Source organism: Aestuariirhabdus litorea (genome assembly GCF_003864255.1).
Classification (GTDB): Bacteria; Pseudomonadota; Gammaproteobacteria; order Pseudomonadales; family Aestuariirhabdaceae; genus Aestuariirhabdus; species Aestuariirhabdus litorea.
In genome coordinates this window covers 784,700-805,746 of sequence record NZ_QWEZ01000002.1, presented here as the reverse complement: position 1 = coordinate 805,746, position 21,047 = coordinate 784,700, and the positions used below count along the sequence as shown (strand labels likewise).

Genomic DNA, 21,047 nt, shown 5'->3' with positions numbered 1-21,047 from the left:
GACTCCGCCAGATAGCCGTGCGTAGATCAGGGGTATCGAACAGCTGGTCACGTATCGTTCAATCAAGAATAGAGGAGGCGCATACAGGCTGCCAATATTCCCCTGCGGCAAAGCTGCGCGGGGTCAACGGTACTGGTTGATGATCTCCCGCACTCGTCCCTCATCGATCATCGCCCGTACCACCTCATTGAAGCGCTCGAAGGGGATCGGGGCCTTGGCCGAGTAGGCGCAAAACCGTCCCTGGCGGGCATCTTCCAGGGGCGCGCCCGCTATATCATAGGGCTGTAGGGAGAGCAGATAGTCGGCGACGATCTCATCCGTTAACAGGGCTTCGATTCGCCCCCGCACCAGCATCTGCACCAGCTGCTGCGTAGACGAAGCATCCTCCCGCTGCACCGCACCGCTATTGACGAGCCGGGTCAGGGGCTCGGAGTAGGTATAGCCTCGTATGGCCCCGAGTCGCATCCCCTTTAGGTCCTCATGACGGTGAACGTTTTCACTGCGACTGCCCGCCAGGTAGAAGCGGTCGGCGGTGCTGAACAGCTCATGGCTCCAGAGCAGCTGCTGGGGGACATCTACCCATTCAGGGTTCAGCTGGCAATGGGCATGTACCTTGCCCTCCTCCAGCCAGCTCGGCAGTCGTGGGCGGGGCACCTCGACAAAGCCCACCCTGACCTCAAGGCGGCGCCCGATCTCCATCCCGATATCGAAGAGAATGCCCCCCTGTAACTCCCGCGGAGCCCGCTCGCTCATAAAGGCATGGGGAGGGCCATCGTGCTTGCCGTAAGCAAACAGCAGTCTGCTCTCGGCCCAGGCCGGCCCACTCAGGCAGGCGACCAGCAACAGCAGGCAACAGCGAAGACTCAATGGCATGACCTGGCTCCCGGCTCGTATCTGCTCGCAGTATAACAACAGCCTCTCGCGCTCGCCCATTGTCGAGATCCCACCAAAAAACGCGGCGGCACTGTCGCATAGCCCACAAAATCGCCCTTACCCCCAACCCAACCCTATTAAAAATCAACCACTTAGCGCTGGCACAACAGTTGCTCTGTGATCTGCAAAGCCCCTCTGGGGCCTGGACCGGAAGGGATACACCACCATGAAAGCCCGCGACATAGCCGAACTCCTCGACGAGCCCGCCTGCGACCATAACGATAAGGCCAAATCCGGATGCGCGCGTCCCGCCCCTGGCGCCTCCGCCGGCGGCTGTGCTTTTGACGGCGCCCAGATTGCCCTACTGCCGATCGCCGACGTTGCTCACATTGTCCACGGCCCTATCGCCTGCGCTGGCAACTCCTGGGACAACCGCGGCACCCGCTCCAGCGGTCCCGACCTCTACCGTCTCGGCCTGACAACCGACCTGACCGAACAGGATGTGATCATGGGGCGCAGCGAAAAGCGCCTGTTCCACAGTATCAAGCAGGCGATCGACAGCCACCAGCCGGCGGCGGTTCTGGTCTATAACACCTGCCTGCCGGCGATGATCGGCGACGATCTGGAGGCGGTCTGCCGTGCCGCCAGCGAACGCTGGCATACCCCGGTGGTGCCGGTGGACTGTGCCGGCTTTTACGGCTCCAAAAACCTTGGTAACCGCATCGCGGGTGAAGCCATGCTCAAGCACGTGATCGGCACCGCCGACAAAGCCCCCAAGCCCCACCATCCGGCGGGCATTCCGGTCTACGACATCAACCTGATCGGCGAGTACAACATCGCCGGTGAGCTGTGGAATGTGCTGCCGCTGCTCGACGAGCTGGGGCTGCGGGTGCTCTGCACCCTGTCGGGGGATGCCCGCTTTCACGAAGTGCAGAGCATGCACCAGGCTGAGGTCAATATGATGGTCTGTTCCAAGGCGATGGTGAACGTTGCTCGCAAACTCAAGGCCAGCTACGGCACCCCCTGGTTCGAGGGCAGTTTCTACGGAGTACGCGACACCTCCCAGGCGTTGCGGGATTTCGCCCGCCTGATCGGCGACCCCGACCTGAGCCGCCGCACCGAGCTGCTGATCGCCCGCGAGGAGGCGCGCATCGACGCCGAACTTGAGCCCTGGCGCGAGCAGCTCAGGGGTAAGCGGGTGTTGCTCTACACCGGCGGGGTCAAATCCTGGTCGGTGGTGTCAGCTCTGCAGGACCTGGGAATGACGGTGGTCGCCACCGGTACCAAGAAATCCACCGAGGAGGACAAGGCGCGCATCCGCGAGCTGATGGGGGAGGAGGCGGTGATGATCGAGAGCGGCAATGCCCGCGCCCTGCTCGACCGGGTCGCCGAATACCGGGCCGACATGCTGATCGCGGGAGGACGCAACCTCTACACCGCTCTCAAGGCACGACTGCCCTTCCTCGACATCAACCAGGAGCGCGAATTCGGCTACGCCGGCTACCGAGGTATGAAGGAGCTGGCCCGCCAGCTCTGCATCAGCCTCGGCAATCCGGTGTGGCCGCAGGTGCGCCGACCCGCTCCCTGGGCGAGCAGCCAGCCATCACTGCCCACCCCGGAGCCCAAGGAGTAATCCATGCCCCAGATCGAACCCCGTAAGCGGCCACTGGCGGTCAACCCGATCAAATCCAGCCAGCCACTGGGTGCCACCCTGGCCTGCCTCGGCATCCGCCAGGCGATCCCCCTGCTGCACAGCTCCCAGGGCTGCTCCGCCTTCGCCAAGGTATTTCTGGTCCAGCACTTCCGCGAACCGATCCCCCTGCAGACCACTGCCATGGACCAGGTCAGCACCGTGATGGGGGGGGACGAGAACCTCGCCGAAGCGCTGCTTACCCTCTGCAGCAAGAGCTGCCCGGCGCTGATCCTGGTGGCCACCACCGGCCTCACCGAGGCCCAGGGCAGCGATATCGAGCGGGTGATCCGCCAGTTTCGCCAGCATCATCCCGAACACCAGGCGACCCGTATCGTGCCCCTCAATAGCCCCGACTTCAAAGGCTGTCTGGAGAGCGGTTTTGCCCTCGCCCTGGAGGCGATGATCCAGCACCTGGTGCCGGCCAACGGCCCTGGGCGGGTCGCCAGCCAGCCCCGCCAGGTCAATCTGCTGGTGGGTGCCAACCACACCCCGGCGGATATCGAGCAGATCAAGGAATGGATAGCAGCCTTCGGCCTCACGCCGCTGGTGCTGCCCGATATCAGCGACTCCCTCGGCCACCTGGTGGAGCAGGATTTCAGCCCCCTGACCCTGGGCGGCACTCCGGTCTCCGCCTTCGACCAGCTCGGCGCCAGCGCCGCCACCCTGGTGGTGGGGCGCTCCCTGGCGCGCGCCGCGAAGCGACTCGAGGAGCGCACCGCGGTGCCCAGCTACCGTTTCGACCACCTGATGGGGCTGGAAGCCTGCGACCGTTTTATCCACTGCCTGCAAACCCTCAGCGGCCAGCCGGTACCCGATACTATCGAGCGCCAGCGCGCACAGCTGCAGGATGCCATGGTTGATACCCATTTCCAGCTGGGCCTGGCCCCGGTGGCCATCGCCGGCGATCCCGACCTGCTGCTGGCCTTTGGCGACTGGCTCAGCCAGATGGGCGCCACCCTGGTGGCAGCGGTCACCCCGGTGGCGCAGCGCGCCCTCGAACGCCTGCCCTGCACCCGCATCCAGCAGGGTGACCTGGCCGACCTGGTGGAGATGGCACAAGAGCAGGGGGCCGAACTGCTGATCGGCAACAGCCACCTGGCCAGCGCCGCCGACCAGCTCCGGCTGCCCCTGATCCGCGCCGGCTTCCCCCAGCACGACATCTACGGCGCCCACCGGCGCTGCTGGGTCGGCTACGGCGGCAGCGCCCAGACCCTGTTCGAAATCGCCACGGCACGGCTGCACGCCGACCCTCACCGCATATCGGTCTACCACTCGCCATTAAGCCAGAAGCGGGACAACGCCGAGCCCCACGCGTGCACAGGAGGATGCCCATGAAACTGGAACGTCACCTCAAACTGTCCAACCCCGAGCCCGGCGCGCAGCAGGTCCGGGTCGCCTTCGCCACCCGCGACCGCAAGCGCATCGACCAGCATTTTGGCAGCGCCTGCAGCTTTATGATCTACCGCATCACCCCCGACAACTGCGACCTGCTGGAGGTCGCCGAGTTCACCGAAACCGAGCAGGACAGGAACCACAGCAAGCTGCTCACCAAACTGGAACTGCTGCAGGGGTGCCAGGCGGTCTTTTGCAACGCCATCGGTGCCGCCGCCGTCCGCCAGCTCCTCAGCCTCGGTGTCCAGCCCCTGCGCGCCCTGCCCGGCACCCCCATCGCGCGCGAGATCAGGCAACTGCAAACCCTCTGGTACGAGAATCCCCCCCATTGGCTGCGCCAGCATACCCAACCGGGTCAGGGAGAGCGCCGCTTCGATGCCATGGAAGCCGAGGGCTGGGATGAATAACTTTTCGGCACCCTGACCGGTGCCCTACAGGAGTAATACCCATGTACGACGAGATGGTGATTAGTGACACGGACCCCCTGCTGGAAAGCGAGTTCATTATCGAGCTGGTCCGCCACCTGCGGGCGCTGGACAGTTATGGCGCCTATGAGAAGTGGAGCGATGCCCGCATCCTCGACCCGCTGATCATGACCCGCGAACGTAAAAAGGAGATGCCGCTGATCGCCGACCCCGACGACGTGACCCTTTCCAATATTCGCGCCTACTACAACGCCCTGGCGCTGACCATCGAGAGGGAGTGCGGCCACCTCTGCAGCCCGCTCATCAGCCTCAGCCATGAGGGATTCGGACGGGTGCTGATCACCGTTGGCAAGCTGGTGGTGATGGACCGGGTACTGCGCGACGCCCACCTGTTTGGCTTTCGCAGCCTCGAGGCCCTCAAGACCGAGAGCGACAAGATACTCAACCAGGCCCAGGCGATGGTTAGCCGCTATCCCGCCGTGGCCGCTATTTAGGAGCCCCCACCGTGTCCCATTACCTCGCAACCACCCAGGATGGCAGTGACTGGGTCCCCCAGTACATCAGCTCCATCGACTCCGCCAAGTGCATCGGCTGCGGCCGCTGCTACAAGGTCTGTTCGCGAACGGTGCTCGACCTCGTTGAATTCGAAACCAACGATGACGACTACGATGATGACTACAACGACTTTGACGACGATGAACAGCGCATGGTGATGTCGGTCGCCAGCCCCGGCGACTGCATCGGCTGCGAAGCCTGCGCCAGGGTCTGCTCCAAAAACTGCATCAGCCACGCCCCCAAAGCCCTCTGAGCTCCTGCCTGTGGCCACGCGCCTCCCAGGTGACTCAATCTGGACTACCCTTGATAGAGCCCTGATCGCCCACCGAGGGTCCCCTTGAGACCACAGGCAGCATGCCACCCGGGCGATCGGCGGCTCTTTTCCAGCCGCTATCCACCGCGACCGCTGTTCGGTGACTGCCCACCGCTCTCCGGGGAGATCCGCCATGGGACGTCCACACCGCTGTGCCACCCTGCTGCTGTGCGCCCTGCTGAGCGCCTGTAGCGCCGCCCCCAAACGCGCCCTCGACGCCCCCGAGCGGGTACTGGAGACCAACAACGCCACCACCATGCTGTTCCACTCGGTGCTCTACTACCCCGCCGAGATCAGCCTTAACGCCCCCGGTTATATCCTGGGGGTGGAGAAGAGCCCGGTACGTACCATCACCCTCGACGGCGACCTTCAGACCAGCGACCACCCCGCCGCCGGACTCAGTGCCGAGGCCGCCCGTAACGAGCTGATGGACATCAAGATTCTCTATCTCTCCCACATCATCGACAACCGCAACCGCCCCTTCGGTGAGGGCAACTGCAGCCTGCACAACGCCTATGTGCAGCCGGACGATGCCGACACCCGCCAGCTGGTGCCCCCCTGCCCCGGCATCAGCCCCGCCCCGGTGGCACCGAACCGGGCCTACCACGCCAGCTGGGCCGCTCTCAACCGGCTCGCCATCAGCCTGCGCGCCCGCATTGCCGCTGCCCGCCGTGACGGCACCCCCTTTAGCCATATCCTGGTGCTCACCATGGGCTGGAATACGGTGCAGGAGGAAGCGCTCAGAAATTTCAACTCGATCATCAAGAACATCCGCCTGGCCGGGGGAAAGGCGTTTAACCCCCTGGTGATCGGCGTCACCTGGCCCAGCCAGTGGCAAAGCGACTGGCTGGGGCCGCTCTACAAGCTGGTGAGTTTTCCGGTTAAGGCACGGGATGCCGATGAGCTGGGGCTGAGCTGGCTCGGGGTGCTGCTGCACGATACCCTGCCACGGGCCGACAATCGCCTGCCGGTGGTGGTGATCGGCCACAGCTTCGGCAGCCGTGCCGCCAGCATGGCCACCTGCGTGGGTCCCGCCATCCACCCGCCGGGAGGCGAGGCGATCACGCCCAAACCGTTCCCGCACCTGACCCTGATCAACCTGCAGGGGGCCTTCCAGATCGAACGCCTGCTGGGGAGTGGCGGGGACCGCAAGATCATCTTCCCCGGGCGCTGCGCTAACGCCAGTCAGGGCGACAGTCGCATCTTCCTAACCGCCTCGGTCCACGACCAGGCGATGGACACCGCTTTCTGGGGGGTCTATGCGGGCAACGACAAGAGCTATCGCCGTTTTTGTGAGCAGACCACGCCCCCCTTCAACTGCCTGCGGGCGCGGGCTTCGGGGGAGCTGGAGTCGCAGGCGGTCAACGGCAGCCCGATCAGTTACATCGACGCCAGCGAGCTGATCTACCAGAACGCCTATCTCTCCGGTGGCGGTGCCCACAGCGACATCTACCGCCCCGAACACGGGGTCCTGCTGTGGCAGTTGATCGCGCCGCCCCCCTGAGCCCCTGAGAAGGAGGGCTAGTCGCCGAGGCTAAGGCGAAACTGCTCGCCGTGGAACTCGAGCAGGTCACCCGCCATCATCTTGCGGCGCTTGCGGGTTTCCACCTCGCCGTTGACCCGTACCTGCCCCTCGGCCACCGCTCCCTTGGCGTCGGCGCCGCTGGCGACCATGCCTTCAAACTTGAGAATCTTGAACAGTTCAACCGGTTCGCGGTTGATGATAATGGTTTTCATGGGAGCCCTTGGAGCCTCGGTTGGGGAAAGCGCGCAGCATAGCGCAATCGTCCCCCGAGGCAAGCCATCATTGGTCGAAGCTAACCTCTTTTATAAACACTGTTCTGGGTAGCGATGTAGAGCGCCTCCACCTTGCTCCGGGCCCAGGGGGTTTTGCGCAGGAACTTGAGGCTCGACTTCACCGAGGGGTCGTGGGTGAAGCAGCGGATGGCGATGCGACGCCCCAGCTCCTCCCAGCCGTAGTGCGCCTCCAGCTCGGTGACGATCTGCTCCAGGGTCACCCCGTGCAACGGGTTGTTGGGTTGGCTGTCGGTCATGGTGGTCCATTAGTAGGGAAAGGGAAACAGGCAAAACGCTGAGCCCATTGTGCCCTAATGGTTCGCAGGGCTCCAGCAACCGGGGCCCGCTAGCCCAGCTCCTGCAGCAGGGCCACGCTCTTGATCTGGGCGTACACCCCCAGCCCCTCGCGCAGCCCCAGCAGCTCAAAGGATTTGCGGGTGATCTTGGCCAGCAGCAGGCTGTTGCGCACCCGCAGCTCCACCAGCACGCGGATGCCGTCGGCGCCGTCGCGCAGGCCGCAGACGGTGGCCGGCAGGCCGTTAAGCATGCTCGAGCCCTCGATAGGGCGCAGCGAGATGGCCACATCCCGCGCTGGTATACGCACCCGTACCCGCTGCCGCAGCTCGGCATCGACCTGATTCACGCTTAAACGGTAGCCCTCCAGGTCGAGGTAACTGAGCCCATGCCCGGGGTCCTGGGCCAGCAGGCGGGCCTCCACTACCACCGACTCCTCCCCCCCCAGCTTGCCGGCCGGCAGCCGCGGCACCACCTCCACCAGCGCTCCCTGGTCCAGCAACTGCCCCTGCTCGATATAGAGCATGCGGTCCGCCAGCCGGCTCACCTCCTCCAGGCTGTGGCTAACGTAGAGGGTCGGTATCCCCAGCTGGCGGGTCAGGTTCTGCAGGTAGGGCAGGATCTGCTGTTTGCCCTCGCTGTCGAGCGCACTCAGGGGTTCATCCATCAGCAACAGGCGCGGCTGGCTGAGCAGCGCGCGGCCGATCGCCACCCGCTGGCGCTCGCCGCCGGAGAGGCGTTCGGGCATCCGCCCCAGCAACCCCTCCAGCCCCAGCAGCTCAACCACCTGCTCCGGGGCGATGCCCGGCTCGCTGCGGCTGCGGCTGAGGCCGAACCGGAGGTTAGCCTCGATCGACAGGTGGGGCAGCAGGCTCGCCTCCTGAAACACATAGCCGATGGGGCGGCGGTGAACCGGCAGAAAGCGACGCCCCTGCTGCCAACACTCCCCGTCCACCCACAACTCCCCCCGCTCGGCGCGATGCAGACCGGCAATACAGCGCAGCAGGCTGGTCTTGCCACTGCCGGAGCGACCGAACAGCGCGGTCACCCCCCGCTCCGGCAGGCTCAGTGAGAGGTCGAGATCAAACTCGCCGAGGCGGCTGTGGAAGCTTCCCCGCAGCCAGCCGCTCACAGCGGCCCCCGGCGCAGGCGCTTGTCCAGCAGGTTCATTGCCAGAATGCAGACAAAGGAGAACAGCAGCAGCCCTGCCGACAGGCGATGGGCTGCCCCCCACTGCAGGGTCTCGACGTAGTCGTAGATCGCCACCGACACGACCCGGGTTTCGCCGGGGATATTGCCGCCGATCATCAGCACCACCCCGAATTCGCCGAGGGTGTGGGCAAACCCCAGCACCGCGCCGCACAGCAACCCAGGCCGCGCCAACGGCAGTGCGACGTGCCAGAAGCGGTCGAAGGGGGAGGCGCGCAGGGTGGCGGCCACCTCCAGCGGACGCTCACCCATCAGCTCGAAGGCGTTGCGGATCGGCTGCACCACAAAGGGCAGCGAGTAGATCACCGAGCCCAGCACCAACCCCTCGAAGCTGAAGGCCAGACGCAGGTCAAACCACTGATCCAGCGTTCGCCCCAGGGGACTGTGGGGGCCCACCAGAATCAGCAGATAAAACCCCAGCACCGTCGGCGGTAATACCAGGGGCAGTGCCACCAGGGTGGCCACCAGCTGACTCAACAGATGGTGCGAGCGCGCCAGCCACCAGGCCAGGGGGGTGCCAATCAGCAGCAGGATCAGGGTGGTAACCAGCGCAAGCTGCAGGGTGAGGACAACCGCATCCCACATGGCGCAGCACTACGGCTCGCCGGGGCCAAGATAGCCCCCGGCAATGATAATGGCTGTGGCCCGCTCACCCTGCAAATAGGTGAGAAAATCTCGTGCCGCTTCCGAGCCCTGTCCCCGGGTCAGTAAAACCGCCTGTTGTTCGATGGGTGGATAGCTGTTGGCCGGCACCAGCCACAGGTGTTCGGGCCGTTCCTGCTGTAACTGGGAGAGCGCGACAAACCCCAGCTCTGCGTTGCCGCTGGCCACGAACTGGTGGGTTTGTGAAATATTCTCACCATAAACCAGTTTTTGCTGTACACCGCTGGCAACAAGCCGGCCGATCACCTCACGGGCGGCGAAACCGTAGGGGGCGGTGTCGGGGTTGGCGATCGCCAGGCGCCGGAACTCGCCCCGGGTCAGCCGCTCAAAAGGGTTGCCGCGGGGGCTCCACAGGGCCAGCTGGCCGGTGGCATAGGTGATGCGACTCCCGGAGACCGCCAGCCCCTCCAGCTCAGCACGGCGCGGGCGCTCGGCATCGGCGGCGAGAAAGAGGTCGAAGGGGGCACCGTGGTAGATCTGGGTGTAGAGCTTGCCGGTGGAGCCGTAGCTGATCAGCAACCGATGGCCACTGTGGCGCTCAAAATCCTCCGCCAGGCGCTGGGCGGTGCCCATAAAGTTGGAGGCCACCGCCACCCGCACCTCGGCGGCGGACAGCGGGGGAGCCCAGCACAACACCAGCAGCAGCGCCAGCAACGGTCGATAGCCAACAGGGATCATGAGGCGTTCTCCTGGGGCCGGCGGGCGACCGTTTTGGGGTCGGCGATGATGGGACGATAGATCTCCACCCGGTCCCCCTCGCTAAGGGGGGTGTCCAGCTTCGCCAGCTTGCCGAAGATCCCCACCCGCTGCTGTTCCAGGTCGATCCCCGGGTAGCGCTCCAGTATGGCCGAGGCTTCGATGGCGTCGGTCAGGGTGGCCCCCTCCGCCAGCTCCAGCCGAATCCAGTGTTGCCGCCAGGTCTCGGCGTAGGCCACCGATATCTTCATGGGTTCACTCCTCCACAGGCGGTGCCGCCGCGTGCCCCGTCGAGGGAGCAGCCCGGCCCTTCACCGCGGGTACGCAGGCGGCTGGCGCGTTGCTCCAGCACCCGTTTGCCGGCGATGATAAAGCCGAGCACGATAAAGGCTCCCGGCGGCAGGATAATCAGCAGGAAGCCGTCGTAGTCCGGAATCAGGGTCAGCTCCATCACCGCAAAAACGTCACCCAGCAGCAGGTGGGCATTGGCAAACAGGGTGCCGCTACCTAGCAGTTCCCGGCTCGCCCCCAGGGTGACCAGGGCAAGGGTGAATCCCAGCCCCATGGCCACCCCGTCCACCAGCGAGGGCAGCACCGGGTTCTTGTAGGCGAAGGCTTCGGCGCGACCGAGGATGGCGCAGTTGGTCACGATCAGCGGGATAAACAGCCCCAGCACCCGGTGCAGCTCGTGCAGCCAGGCGTTCATCATCAGGTCCACCAGGGTCACCACGGTCGCGATCAACAGCACGAAGGCGGGAATCCGTACCTCGGGAGGGATCATCCCCCGCAGGGTGGAGACCAGCAGGTTGGTGACCACAAACACCATCAGCGATACCAGCCCCATGCCGAGGCCGTTGGTGGCGGTGCCGGTCACCGCCAGCAGCGGGCAGAGTGCCAGCATCTGGCCGAACACCACATTGTTGTTCCACAGGCCCTCTTTCCACAGTTTCAAGTAGTTGTTGCGCGCCATCAGTCGGCCTCCTGGGGGTTGGTGAAGGGAGCCGCCGCCAGGGGTTCATCCTGTTCGGCGCTGGCCAGCAACTGCTGGCCGTGGTCGCGGTGCCACTCGAGCCCGCGGTGCACCGCCCGCACCACCGCCCGCGGGGTGATGGTGGCACCGCTGAACTGGTCAAACTCTCCACCATCCTTTTTCACTGCCCACTGGTTCGGGCTCAGGCTGGCGAGGGAGTGGCCGTTGAAACTGAGGATCCAGTCGTCGCGGGCAATCTCTATCTTGTCACCCAGGCCAGGGGTTTCGGTGTGAGCAAGGACTCGCACACCCAAAATTTCACCGCCTGCGCTCACCCCCATCACCAGGCGGATGGGGCCGGCATAACCGGCCTGCTCCACCTCGAAGGCCACCGCCGCCGGCTTCTCCCCCCGGCGGGCCTGGTAGGCGGTCAGGGTCTGACCGGAGGCCAGCACCACCTGCACCGGATACTCGCTCGGCGGGTTGTCGTAGTAGCCGGGTGGCAGCACCTGCTGCAGGGAGCGCTGCAAGTCCTCCTTCAGGCGCTGGGCAATAGCATCCGCGGTGCCGATGTAGCCGAAGGTGAGCAGGGTCCCGGAGAGTACCGAGAGCATGCCGAGTATTCCGGCAAAGTAGGCTGGCCGCTGGGTGTAGCTGGGCTTGGCCACCCCCCGTCGGGCTAATCCGCCGCCAATCATGGTGCCGTCTCCCTGACCACTGGCAGTGGCCGCCCGCCCCGGTCGCGACCGTAGATGCGCGGTTTCAGGTAGTGGTCGATCAGGGGCACCAGGGCGTTCATCAGCAGCACCGCGAAGGCGACCCCCTCGGGATAACCGCCCCAGGTGCGGATCAGGTAGACCAGCGCCCCGCAGCCGGCTCCGAACAGCAACTGGCCAGCGGTGGTGTTGGGGGAGGTGACCGGGTCGGTGGCGATAAACAGCGCCGCCAGCATCAGCCCGCCGCTCAACAGGTGGTAGTCGACACCGGGGTAGCGTCCCGCATCGATGAGGTTGAACAGCAGCGCCAGCAGCGCCACCGTGCCAAGCATGGCGAAGGGAACGGTCCAGCGAATCACCCCACGGGCGATCAGGGCGATCCCGCCAAGGGCCACCAGCAGTGCCGAGGTTTCACCGAGACTGCCGTGGTGGCTTCCCAGCAACAGCTGTTGTGTGTTGACCCCCTGGGGCAGGATCTCGGCCAGCTCGCGGCCAAGGGTGAATTCGGTTTTCACACTGCCCAACAGGGAGGCGCCACTGAAGGCATCCACCGTGGCGCCGCCGAAGGTGATCGCCAGCCCCTCCAGCCAGTCCGGTGCCCCTGCGCTCCCCAGGGGGGCCGGGGCGGTCCACAGGGTCATGGGCAGGGGGAAGGAGACCAGCAGCGCCACTCGCGCCACCATGGCGGGGTTGAAGAGGTTGTAACCGATGCCGCCAAACACCTGCTTGCCCACCCCGATCGCGATCAGGCTGCCGAGTACACCGATCCACCAGGGGGCCCAGGGGGGCAGGCTCATCGCCAGCAGCCAGCCCGTCAGCAGCGCCGAGCCGTCAAGCAAATTAAGGTGCAGCGGCTTGCCCGCCAGCGCCAGGCACAGCACCTCGCACGCCAGTGCTGCCAGCAGGGTGATGACGAATAGGTAGAGGGCGGGCCAGCCAAACAGGTACAGCCCCCACAGGGTTGCCGGCAGCAGCGCCAGCATCACCGCCAGCATGGTCCGGCTGACGCTGGTGGGGGCCAGGGTATGGGGGCCGCTCAACAGGGTGTGGGCCATGGTCAGTCTCCTTCAGTGCGGGCGCAGGGCTCCGCCTCGTGCGCCGCCGCTTTCTCCGCGGCTTGCTGGCGAGCGCGAGCCTCAGCTTCGCGCTTGCGCGCCTGGGCCGCGGCCGCCTTCTGCGCTTCGATCTCCGCCAGGCGCTGGGCCTTGGTGGCGGCCAGGTCGGCGGTGTTGTCCAGTTTTTTCTCCTGTACCCGGCGAGCCTGCAGCTGCCCCTTGCCGTAATGGAAGTACTGCACCAGGGGGATCTTGGCGGGGCAGACGTAGGCGCAGGAGCCGCAGGCGATACAGTCGGACAACCCCAGCTCGCTGGCGGCGGCAAACTGCTCCTTGCGAATGCGCTTGGCCAGCTCCAGTGGCAGCAGCCCCGAGGGGCACACCTCCACGCAACGCGAACAGCGGATACAGGGGCGCGGCATCTCCACCCGCGTCTCCGCCTCGCTCAGGGCGATAATGCCGCTGCTGCCCTTGATCACCGGCACCCGCGGGTGGGGCAACCACTGCCCCATCATCGGCCCCCCCACCAGCAGGCGTTCGTAGGCCTCCCCTTCGAGCCCGCAGTAGGCCAGCAGCTCCTCCACCAGGGTGCCCAGGGGCACCTCCAGATTGGCCGGCCGCGGTACCGCGCCGCCGCCCACAGTGACGATGCGCGACACCAGGGGTTTGCCATCCACCAGCGCCTCGTACACCGCATAGGCGGTGGCCACGTTGTGCATCACCACGCCCAGGTCGGTGGCGTGGCCGCCGGCGGGGATCTCGCGCCCCAGCACCGACTGGATCATCTGTTTCTGTGACCCCTGGGGGTAGCGGGTGGGGACCGACAGGGTAGTGATCTGTGGCTGCTCGCGGCACAACGTCCGCAACGTGGCCAGCGCCTCCTCCTTGTTATCCTCCACCAGGATCAGCGCACGCCGCGCCTCCAGGCAGCGCAGCATCAGTGCCACCCCGGTGACGATCTGCTGGCCCCGCTCGCGCATCAGGCGGTCGTCGCAGGTGAGGTAGGGCTCGCACTCGCCGCCGTTGATGATCAGGGTATCCACCCCATGCTGGCGGGCCAGGTCGAGCTTGACCGCCGAGGGGAAGGTAGCACCCCCCATCCCCACGATACCGGCCTGGCGGATGCGCAGGGCCAACTCGGCGGGGCTGAGACCGAAGGGGTCTTCCGCGGGTACCCGCCAGGGGGTCTGGTGGGCGCTCACCTCGATGACCGCCGTGGTCACCGGTAGCGCCGCCGGGTGGGGGGAGGCGAACTCGCTCACCTCCACCACGGTGCCATCGGCGGGGGCATGCACCGGCGCCGACAGCCACTCCACACTGCCGCCGATCAGTTCACCGCGTTTGACCGGCTGGCCGGGCCGCACCTGCGCCACCGCCGGCTCGCCGATGTGCTGCTGCAGCGGCACATAGAGGCGGCGCGGCAGCGGCAGGCGGATGATCGGCAGCTGCTCGGTACGCTCCTTGCGGGCGTGGGGGTGAACACCGCCGCGAAAGCCAAACAGCTTCATGGTTTCGCCTCCGCCAGGGGTGCCGGCTTGGGCCACTGCCAGCTCGACAGGGTGGGCCGCGGCGCCTGCAGTTCGATCCCCAGGGTGGGGCAGATATCCACGCACTTGTTGCAACCGGTGCAGGCCTCGCTCACCACGCTGTGGAGCTGCTTGGGCGCGCCGATAATGGCGTCGGTGGGGCAGGCCTTGAAACAGCGGGTGCAGCCGATGCACTGCTCGTCCAGCACGATCGCCACCCGCGGCCCACTGTCGGCCAACGCCGACAGGTCAAGCGCCACCCCCAGCTTCTGCGCCAGCGCCTCCGCCAGCGGCTGGCCACCGGGGGGGCAGAGAGTCACCGGCGCCGTGCCCTCGGCCAACGCCCGCGCACCGGCGGGGCAGCCGGGAAAGCCGCACTGACCGCAGTTGGTACCGGGCAATAGTGCCTCCAGCTCCTGCACGATCTCCGGCTCCTCCACCCGCAGGTGGATCGCCGCCACCCCCAGCAGGTAGCCCAGTGCGGACCCCAGCAGGGCCAGTGACATCACCGCCGTAAACATCGGCAACTCCTCCCTAATGAACCGGCAGGCCGGCGAAGCCCATAAAGGCCATCGACAGCAGCCCGGCGACAATAAAGGCGATCGGCACCCCCGCGAAGGCGGCCGGTACCTCGGCAAACTCGAGGCGCTCGCGCAGCCCGGCGAAGATCACCATCACCAGGCTGAACCCCAGCGCCGACCCCATGCCGAACATCAGGCTCTGGGTGAAACTCTTGTGCTCCTGCACATTGAGCAGGGCCACCCCCAGCACTGCGCAATTGGTGGTGATCAGGGGCAGGAAGATCCCCAGCAACTGGTAGAGCAGCGGGCTGCTCTTGCGCACCAGCATCTCGGTAAACTGCACCACCGCCGCGATCACCAGGATGAAGGAGAGAATGCGCAGGAAACCGATCCCCAGGGGGGTGAGGATCAACTCCTCGATCGCCCAGCTGGCCGCGGCGGCGAGGGTGAGAACGAAGGTGGTGGCCATCCCCATACCGATGGCGGTATCGAGCTTGCCCGACACCCCCATAAAGGGACACAGCCCCAGGAACTTCACCAGGACGACGTTGTTGACCAACGCGGTCCCCAAAATCAGTAGCAGGTACTCGGACACAGGCCTCTCCAAAACGGTGCACGCACGCTTGCAGTGCACAGGGACCATTGCAGCCCCTGTGCCAGCCCGGACCCACACCCCTTGAAAGCAGCCAACCTCTTGAATTCATTGATTTTTGAAAAAATCGCCTCGCCATCTTCCGGTAGCCGTGGGCTGTTGGCTTCCCCACACAGCTGCCTCACATGGGTGCGCTTTGTCGCAAAACCTACAAACCCACAAACCCCCTGTGGATACTGGCGTGGCAGGGGTTGGCGGCGATTCCAGTCCCCCATTGCAGCATGGCGCGGTAGTTGCAGGCGCCCATAACCATTAACCGCCTTGTCACGAATCCAACAGGGGTGCCCCATGAGCAAAGCGCAGGTTTTCGACAGCCGGGAGGCGACTCGCCTACCCTCCGGGGTCTACTTCCAGACCGTGGACCAGTCGCCGGTTGCGATCACCATCACCGACCCCGAATCCCGCATTCTTTACACCAATGCGGCCTTTACCCAGGTCACCGGCTACGAGGCGGGGGATGTGCGCGGCCAGCACACCCGCATCCTCTCTGCCGGCAAAACCCCCGCCTGCCTCTACGGTGAACTCTGGAGCACCCTCACCCGCCAGCAGGTGTGGAGTGGCCGGCTGGTCAACCGGCGCAAGGACGACAGCATTTACCTGGCCGAGCTCACCATCACCCCGGTGATCGACAGCGAGGGCAACACCACCCACTACCTGGGGATGCATCGTGACATCACCCGCCTGCAGAAGCTGAGCCAGGAGCTGGAGAACCAACGCACCCTCACCGACTCCATCGTGCGCGGCAGCCCGGTGGCCACCCTGCTGCTGGACAACGAGGGGCGGGTCCGTTTCGAGAACCCCGCCCTCGAGCAGCTCTGCCTGACCCTCGGCTGCGACAGCGAACAGCTGCTGGTGCTGCTGAGCCGGCGCCTGGGCCTCGACTACCGCCAGTGCGGTGATTTCACCGACCTCGAAGTGCGCTGCGACATCCCCGGCATCGGCACCCCCCGCTGGCTTAGCTGCTCCGGCTCCAGCCTGCGGCTGTGGCAGAGCGACGACAGTTTTCACCATGAGCAGGGGCACGACTGCCTGCTGCTCACCGTCAACGACATCACCGATCTCAAGATCCAGCAGGAGGAGGTGCGCATCAACGCGCTGATGGCGCGGCTGGCCGAAAACGAGCTGGTGCACAGCATGCGCGAGGCCCTCAACGGCGCCATCTTCCAGCTGCAGCGCCCCCTCAATGTGACCGGCGCCGCCGCTGCCCTGCAGAAGCGGCGCAACGGCGACAAAGACCCGCTGCACCAGGCGCTGCACGAGGTGCTGGAGTCCTGCCAGCTGGCGATCGACACCCTCAGCCAGGCCTTGCCGCCCCAGCCCCCCATCCACAAGATGCCCCTCAACCTCAACGAGCTGCTGCGCGAGGTGCTGTCGCTCTACACCGAGCGCCTGCTGAGCGAGGGGGTGGTGGTGGACTGGAAACCCTGCAACAGCCTGCCCAGCGTGCTGGGGGACGAGATCTCGTTGTGCAACCTGTTCAAGCAGCTGCTGGACAACGCCCTCACCGCCATGGCCCACGCCCACACCCGCGACCGCGAACTGCGCATCTGCAGCCAGCGCCTCGAGGATGCGGTGCGGGTGACCATCGCCGACAACGGCCCGGGCATCGACGACACCCTGCGCAACAAGGTGTTCCAACCCTTTTTTACCACCTACCAGGAGGATGGCAACCGCAGCGGAATGGGGTTGGTACTGGTGCAGGATGTCGCCAACGAGCATGGAGTCTCCATCGATATCGACCAGAGCACGGGTGGAGGGTGCCAGTTCTCCCTCACCTTCCCGGCCCTGGCGGGACACTGAGGAGTTGCGGGTGAACGACGTTGAATACCCCCCTGGAAAACAACCCGGTCGCGAGCAGCGCCTGAGCGTACAGCTCGACACCCTCTACCGGGTGAGCGAAGTGCTCAACCACTCCCTCGACCTCAACAGTATCCTCAAGCAGGTGCTGGAGGTTCTGCACCTGCGCGCCAATATGTCCCACGGCATGGCGGCACTGCTCGACCCCGCCAGCGGTGAGCTGCTGCTGAGCGCGGTACACGCCCCGGGTGCCTCCCTGCCCCCCACCATCAGCTACCGCGAGGGAGAGGGGCTGACCGGGCGTATCCTCAAGAGCGGCGAACCCCTGGTGGCCTCGCGGCTGGCGGACGAGCCCCAGTTCCTCGACCGCCTCGGGCTCTACAACACCACCCTGCCCTTTATCGGCGTGCCCATCTTTGCCGGCAACGACAGTCCGGTGGGGGTGCTGGCGGCGCAGCCCCCTGCTGAGGGGCGCGCGATGCTGGAGGAGCGGGTGCAGCTGATGGAGATGATCGCCAACCTGATGGGCAACAGCGTGCGCCTGGCCTGGGATGTAGAGCACGAGCGCCAGACCCTCACCAACGAACGCGACAGCCTGCGCCGCGCCATCAAGGCAGAGCACGGCTTCGACAACGTGGTCGGTTCCTCCAGCTCCATGCGACGGGTGTTCGAGCAGGTGCGCCAGGTGGCCAAGTGGGACACCACCGTGCTCATCCGCGGCCAGTCGGGCACCGGCAAGGAGCTGATCGCCAGCGCCATTCACTACAACTCGCCGAGGGCCAACGCCGCCTTCGTCAAACTCAACTGCGCCGCCCTGCCCGACAATCTGCTGGAGTCGGAACTGTTCGGCCACGAAAAGGGCGCCTTTACCGGCGCCACCCACCAGCACAAGGGGCGCTTCGAACAAGCCGATGGCGGCACCCTGTTCCTCGACGAGATCGGCGAGATCAGCCCCACCTTCCAGGCCAAGCTGCTGCGAGTGCTGCAGGAGGGGGAGCTGCAGCGGGTAGGCGGCACCAAGACCCTGACCGTGGATGTGCGCATCATCGCCGCCACCAACCGCGACCTCGAGGCCGAAGTGGCCTCAGGGGATTTCCGCGAGGACCTCTACTACCGCCTCAACGTGATGCCGATCCAGGTACCGCCCCTGAGTGACCGCATCGAGGACCTGCCGGCCCTGGCCCGCTTCCTGGTGGGCAAGCTTGCGCGCCGCCAGGGGCGGGAGCTGGAGATCAACGACAATGCGGTGCGCCTGTTGATGCAGCACCACTGGCCCGGCAACGTGCGAGAGCTCGAGAACTGCCTGGAGCGGGCCGCCATCATGAGCGCCGATGGCGCCATCGACCAGGAGGTGATCCGCCTCACCGGGGTGGTGTCGATGGAGAGCCGGGCCCCCCTGCCGATGAGCACCAGCGTCGATCTCGACAACCCCGAGCTGGACGAGCGCGATCGGGTAATGGCCGCCCTCGAACAGGCGGGCTGGGTACAGGCCAAGGCCGCTCGCCTGTTGGGGATGACGCCCCGCCAGGTGGCCTACCGTATCCAGACCCTGGATATCCCGGTGCGCCGCATCTAGCGGCCATATCCTCCGGCGCCCCGCCTATCCGGCGGGGCGTTTTTTTTCAAACAAATCCCCTTGAAACCCTCACCTCCGATCCCTATATCCGCTAATAGGAAGGTCGGGTCTCCAGCAGAACGACCTCTCACCCTGGGGCGACGACCCCGCTTTAACCCAATATCGCTTCCGTTGGAGGATATGCACATGAACACCATCGATTTAACCCCCCTGTACCGCAACAGCATCGGCTTCGACCGTTTTGGCTCCCTGCTCGACAACGCCCTGCGCGGCGACCAGAGTGCCCCCGGCTACCCCCCCTACAACATCGAAGTGGTGGGCGAGAACCAGTACGCCATTACCCTGGCCGTGGCCGGCTTTGACCGCTCCGAGCTGAACATCGAGACCGAGAACGGCGTCCTGCGGGTACACGGCAAGAAGCAGGAGGAGAAGAGCAAGCGTCACTTCCTCCACCAGGGCATTGCGACCCGCAGCTTCGAGCGCAAATTCAACCTGGCCGACTACATCGAAGTCACCGGGGCCGACCTCAACAACGGCCTGCTGACCATCGGCCTGAAAAAAGAGATTCCAGAAGCGATGAAACCGCGCACCATCGAGATCGCCGGTGACAAGGCGCCGCTGGAACACAGCGAGTCCTGATTGGGACTCCGGGCCGCCCTTCAGGGGCGGCCTTTTTTTGTCCCGCATCTTCCCCGCCAGCTACCCCCGCCAACACCCTTTATTTCCCCATCCGATTGCGTCAGTATGAAACGCCGGTGCAGGCGCAGAGCCGCCCGCACAACGGCCTATAACAATAAAAAACGGCGGCACACTGGCCGCACTGAGGGCACAGGCATGGCGGACACAGCGACCGAACAGCTGGATGTGGTGATCATAGGGGCGGGGGTATCGGGGATTGGCGCGGGCTGCCACCTGACCATGAAAAACCCTCACCATCGCTTCGCGATTCTCGAGGGGCGCGATGCCATCGGCGGTACCTGGGACCTGTTTCGCTACCCCGGCGTGCGTTCCGACTCGGACATGTACACCTTCGGCTACAGCTTTCGCCCCTGGACCCAACGCAAGGATATCGCCGACGCCCAGGATATCCTCAACTACCTGAAGGAGACCGCCGCCGAGTACGGGGTCGACCGGAAGATCCGTTTCGGCCACCGCGTCACCGGCGCCAACTGGTGCTCGGAGGAGCGCCGCTGGACCCTCACCGGCACCCGCGATGGCGAGCCCTTCAGCCTGCGCTGCAACTTCCTCATCACCTGCACCGGCTACTACAACTACGAGCAGGGCTACCTGCCGGAGTTCCAAGGCTACGACGACTTTGAGGGCACCATCGCCCACCCCCAGCACTGGCCCGAAGCGCTGGACTACGACAACAAGCGGGTACTGGTGATCGGCAGCGGCGCCACCGCCGTCACCCTGGTACCCGCCATGGCGCGCCGCGCCGCCCAGGTCACCCTGCTGCAGCGCTCCCCCACCTATATCTTCAGCCGACCCGCCATCGACCCCATCGCCCTCTGGGCCAACCGGCTGCTGCCCGCGGGGATCGCCTACAAGCTGATGCGCCTGAAAAACGCCCTGCTGTCGGTCTATATCTACAGCCTCTCGCGCCGCAAGCCCGACAAGGTGCGCCAGTTCCTCAAGCAGCAGGCGGCCCGTGAGCTGGGCCCCGAGGTTCCGGTAGACCCCCACTTCACCCCCAACTACAACCCCTGGGACCAGCGTATGTGCCTGATCCCCGATGGCGACCTGTTCGCCGCCCTGCGCAGCGGGGCCGCCGACATCGTCACCGACCGCATCCGCCGCTTTACCAAAAACGGCGTCGAGCTCAGCTCCGGCAAACTGCTGGATGCCGATATCATCGTCCCCGCCACCGGGCTTCAGGTGGAGTTCCTGGCGGGCATGAGCCTCTCCCTCGACGGCAAGCCGCTCCAATTCAACGAGCTGCTCAACTACCGCGGCATGATGTTCAACGGCGTCCCCAACCTGGCCACGGTGTTTGGCTACACCAACGCCAGCTGGACCCTGAAGGCGGACCTCACCTGCGACTATGTCTGCCGCCTGCTCAACCATATGGACCGCCACCACTACGACCAGGCCATGCCCTCAGTTGAGCACTGCAAACGCCACGCCGAGTTCACCGACATGGAGCGCCAGCCGATCGTCAACCTCAGCTCGGGTTACATCCTGCGCGCCCTCGACCGCATCCCCCGCCAGGGCACCCTCGCCCCCTGGCGCAACAACGACAACGTGATCAAGGATATGCTCCGTATCCGCTACGGCCGACTCGACGATGGGGTGATGACTTTTGAGTAGCTTCGGGTGGCGTA

23 protein-coding genes are annotated in these 21,047 nt (G+C 65.5%); 10 read left to right on the top strand and 13 right to left on the bottom strand.

The features are described from left to right. Window positions 1-123: 123 nt before the first annotated feature. Window positions 124-873, bottom strand: coding sequence for a substrate-binding periplasmic protein (locus D0544_RS13810; RefSeq protein WP_164880936.1), 750 nt, complete (start codon window positions 871-873; stop codon window positions 124-126). A gap of 226 nt (window positions 874-1,099) precedes the next feature. Here D0544_RS13810 and nifE point away from each other — a divergent pair, with 226 nt between their 5' ends. The 6 genes from nifE to D0544_RS13780 all read left to right on the top strand — a co-directional run bounded on the left by nifE (window position 1,100) and on the right by D0544_RS13780 (window position 6,755). Beyond that, window positions 1,100-2,506, top strand: a complete 1,407-nt coding sequence (gene nifE / locus D0544_RS13805; RefSeq protein WP_125017119.1) for a nitrogenase iron-molybdenum cofactor biosynthesis protein NifE — start codon at window positions 1,100-1,102, stop codon at window positions 2,504-2,506. A 3-nt stretch (window positions 2,507-2,509) separates the two neighbouring features. Continuing rightward, entirely contained in the window at window positions 2,510-3,901 is a 1,392-nt protein-coding gene (gene nifN / locus D0544_RS13800) for a nitrogenase iron-molybdenum cofactor biosynthesis protein NifN (protein WP_125017117.1), read from the top strand. Continuing rightward, a complete protein-coding gene (locus D0544_RS13795) occupies window positions 3,898-4,365 on the top strand; it encodes a NifB/NifX family molybdenum-iron cluster-binding protein (protein ID WP_125017115.1) in 468 nt (155 codons plus the stop codon). Before nifN ends, D0544_RS13795 begins: the two co-directional genes overlap by 4 nt. A 41-nt stretch (window positions 4,366-4,406) precedes the next feature. After that, complete coding sequence (locus D0544_RS13790; RefSeq protein ID WP_125017113.1) at window positions 4,407-4,877, top strand: NifX-associated nitrogen fixation protein; 471 nt, start codon at window positions 4,407-4,409, stop codon at window positions 4,875-4,877. 11 nt (window positions 4,878-4,888) lie between these two features. Next, window positions 4,889-5,191 (top strand): ferredoxin III, nif-specific, encoded by a 303-nt coding sequence (gene fdxB, locus D0544_RS13785; RefSeq protein WP_125017111.1) that lies wholly within the window; start codon window positions 4,889-4,891, stop codon window positions 5,189-5,191. A gap of 193 nt (window positions 5,192-5,384) precedes the next feature. Beyond that, window positions 5,385-6,755: a hypothetical protein gene (locus D0544_RS13780; protein ID WP_125017109.1), complete on the top strand. Its 1,371-nt coding sequence runs from the start codon at window positions 5,385-5,387 to the stop codon at window positions 6,753-6,755. Window positions 6,756-6,772: 17 nt separating this feature from the next. Here the strand turns inward: D0544_RS13780 and D0544_RS13775 are convergent, their stop codons facing one another. From D0544_RS13775 to rsxA, 12 genes are all read right to left on the bottom strand, one after another. Then, window positions 6,773-6,988: an RNA-binding S4 domain-containing protein gene (locus tag D0544_RS13775; RefSeq protein ID WP_125017107.1), complete on the bottom strand. Its 216-nt coding sequence runs from the start codon at window positions 6,986-6,988 to the stop codon at window positions 6,773-6,775. Window positions 6,989-7,068: 80 nt separating this feature from the next. After that, complete coding sequence (locus tag D0544_RS13770) at window positions 7,069-7,305, bottom strand: VF530 family protein (protein WP_125017104.1); 237 nt, start codon at window positions 7,303-7,305, stop codon at window positions 7,069-7,071. A gap of 89 nt (window positions 7,306-7,394) precedes the next feature. Beyond that, window positions 7,395-8,474: a molybdenum ABC transporter ATP-binding protein gene (gene modC, locus D0544_RS13765; RefSeq protein WP_243647340.1), complete on the bottom strand. Its 1,080-nt coding sequence runs from the start codon at window positions 8,472-8,474 to the stop codon at window positions 7,395-7,397. Continuing rightward, on the bottom strand, window positions 8,471-9,136 hold the full coding sequence (gene modB / locus D0544_RS13760; protein ID WP_125017102.1) for a molybdate ABC transporter permease subunit: 666 nt from the start codon (window positions 9,134-9,136) through the stop codon (window positions 8,471-8,473). Before modB ends, modC begins: the two co-directional genes overlap by 4 nt. A 9-nt stretch (window positions 9,137-9,145) precedes the next feature. After that, window positions 9,146-9,892 (bottom strand): molybdate ABC transporter substrate-binding protein, encoded by a 747-nt coding sequence (gene modA, locus D0544_RS13755; protein ID WP_125017100.1) that lies wholly within the window; start codon window positions 9,890-9,892, stop codon window positions 9,146-9,148. Further along, complete coding sequence (locus D0544_RS13750) at window positions 9,889-10,161, bottom strand: RnfH family protein (RefSeq protein ID WP_125017098.1); 273 nt, start codon at window positions 10,159-10,161, stop codon at window positions 9,889-9,891. Before D0544_RS13750 ends, modA begins: the two co-directional genes overlap by 4 nt. Beyond that, a complete protein-coding gene (locus D0544_RS13745; protein WP_125017096.1) occupies window positions 10,158-10,880 on the bottom strand; it encodes an electron transport complex subunit E in 723 nt (240 codons plus the stop codon). The genes D0544_RS13750 and D0544_RS13745 overlap by 4 nt, the downstream gene beginning before the upstream one ends. Next, window positions 10,880-11,578: an electron transport complex subunit RsxG gene (gene rsxG / locus D0544_RS13740; RefSeq protein WP_125017094.1), complete on the bottom strand. Its 699-nt coding sequence runs from the start codon at window positions 11,576-11,578 to the stop codon at window positions 10,880-10,882. Before rsxG ends, D0544_RS13745 begins: the two co-directional genes overlap by 1 nt. Next, window positions 11,575-12,651, bottom strand: a complete 1,077-nt coding sequence (locus D0544_RS13735) for an RnfABCDGE type electron transport complex subunit D (RefSeq protein WP_125017092.1) — start codon at window positions 12,649-12,651, stop codon at window positions 11,575-11,577. The genes rsxG and D0544_RS13735 overlap by 4 nt, the downstream gene beginning before the upstream one ends. A 2-nt stretch (window positions 12,652-12,653) precedes the next feature. Next, window positions 12,654-14,159: an electron transport complex subunit RsxC gene (rsxC, locus tag D0544_RS13730; RefSeq protein WP_125017090.1), complete on the bottom strand. Its 1,506-nt coding sequence runs from the start codon at window positions 14,157-14,159 to the stop codon at window positions 12,654-12,656. Further along, entirely contained in the window at window positions 14,156-14,698 is a 543-nt protein-coding gene (locus D0544_RS13725) for an RnfABCDGE type electron transport complex subunit B (protein WP_207905887.1), read from the bottom strand. The genes rsxC and D0544_RS13725 overlap by 4 nt, the downstream gene beginning before the upstream one ends. 13 nt (window positions 14,699-14,711) lie before the next feature. Continuing rightward, window positions 14,712-15,293, bottom strand: a complete 582-nt coding sequence (rsxA, locus tag D0544_RS13720) for an electron transport complex subunit RsxA (RefSeq protein ID WP_125017086.1) — start codon at window positions 15,291-15,293, stop codon at window positions 14,712-14,714. Between the two features lie 345 nt (window positions 15,294-15,638). Between rsxA and nifL the strand changes: the two genes are divergently transcribed. From nifL to D0544_RS13700, 4 genes are all read left to right on the top strand, one after another. Continuing rightward, complete coding sequence (nifL, locus tag D0544_RS13715; protein WP_125017084.1) at window positions 15,639-17,150, top strand: nitrogen fixation negative regulator NifL; 1,512 nt, start codon at window positions 15,639-15,641, stop codon at window positions 17,148-17,150. Window positions 17,151-17,160: 10 nt separating this feature from the next. Beyond that, entirely contained in the window at window positions 17,161-18,723 is a 1,563-nt protein-coding gene (nifA, locus tag D0544_RS13710) for a nif-specific transcriptional activator NifA (RefSeq protein ID WP_207905886.1), read from the top strand. Between the two features lie 186 nt (window positions 18,724-18,909). Beyond that, the gene (locus D0544_RS13705) at window positions 18,910-19,362 is read left to right on the top strand and encodes an Hsp20 family protein (protein ID WP_125017080.1); all 453 of its coding nucleotides are present in this window, start codon (window positions 18,910-18,912) and stop codon (window positions 19,360-19,362) included. 195 nt (window positions 19,363-19,557) lie between these two features. Beyond that, a complete protein-coding gene (locus D0544_RS13700; RefSeq protein WP_125017078.1) occupies window positions 19,558-21,033 on the top strand; it encodes a flavin-containing monooxygenase in 1,476 nt (491 codons plus the stop codon). Window positions 21,034-21,047 lie beyond the last annotated feature (14 nt).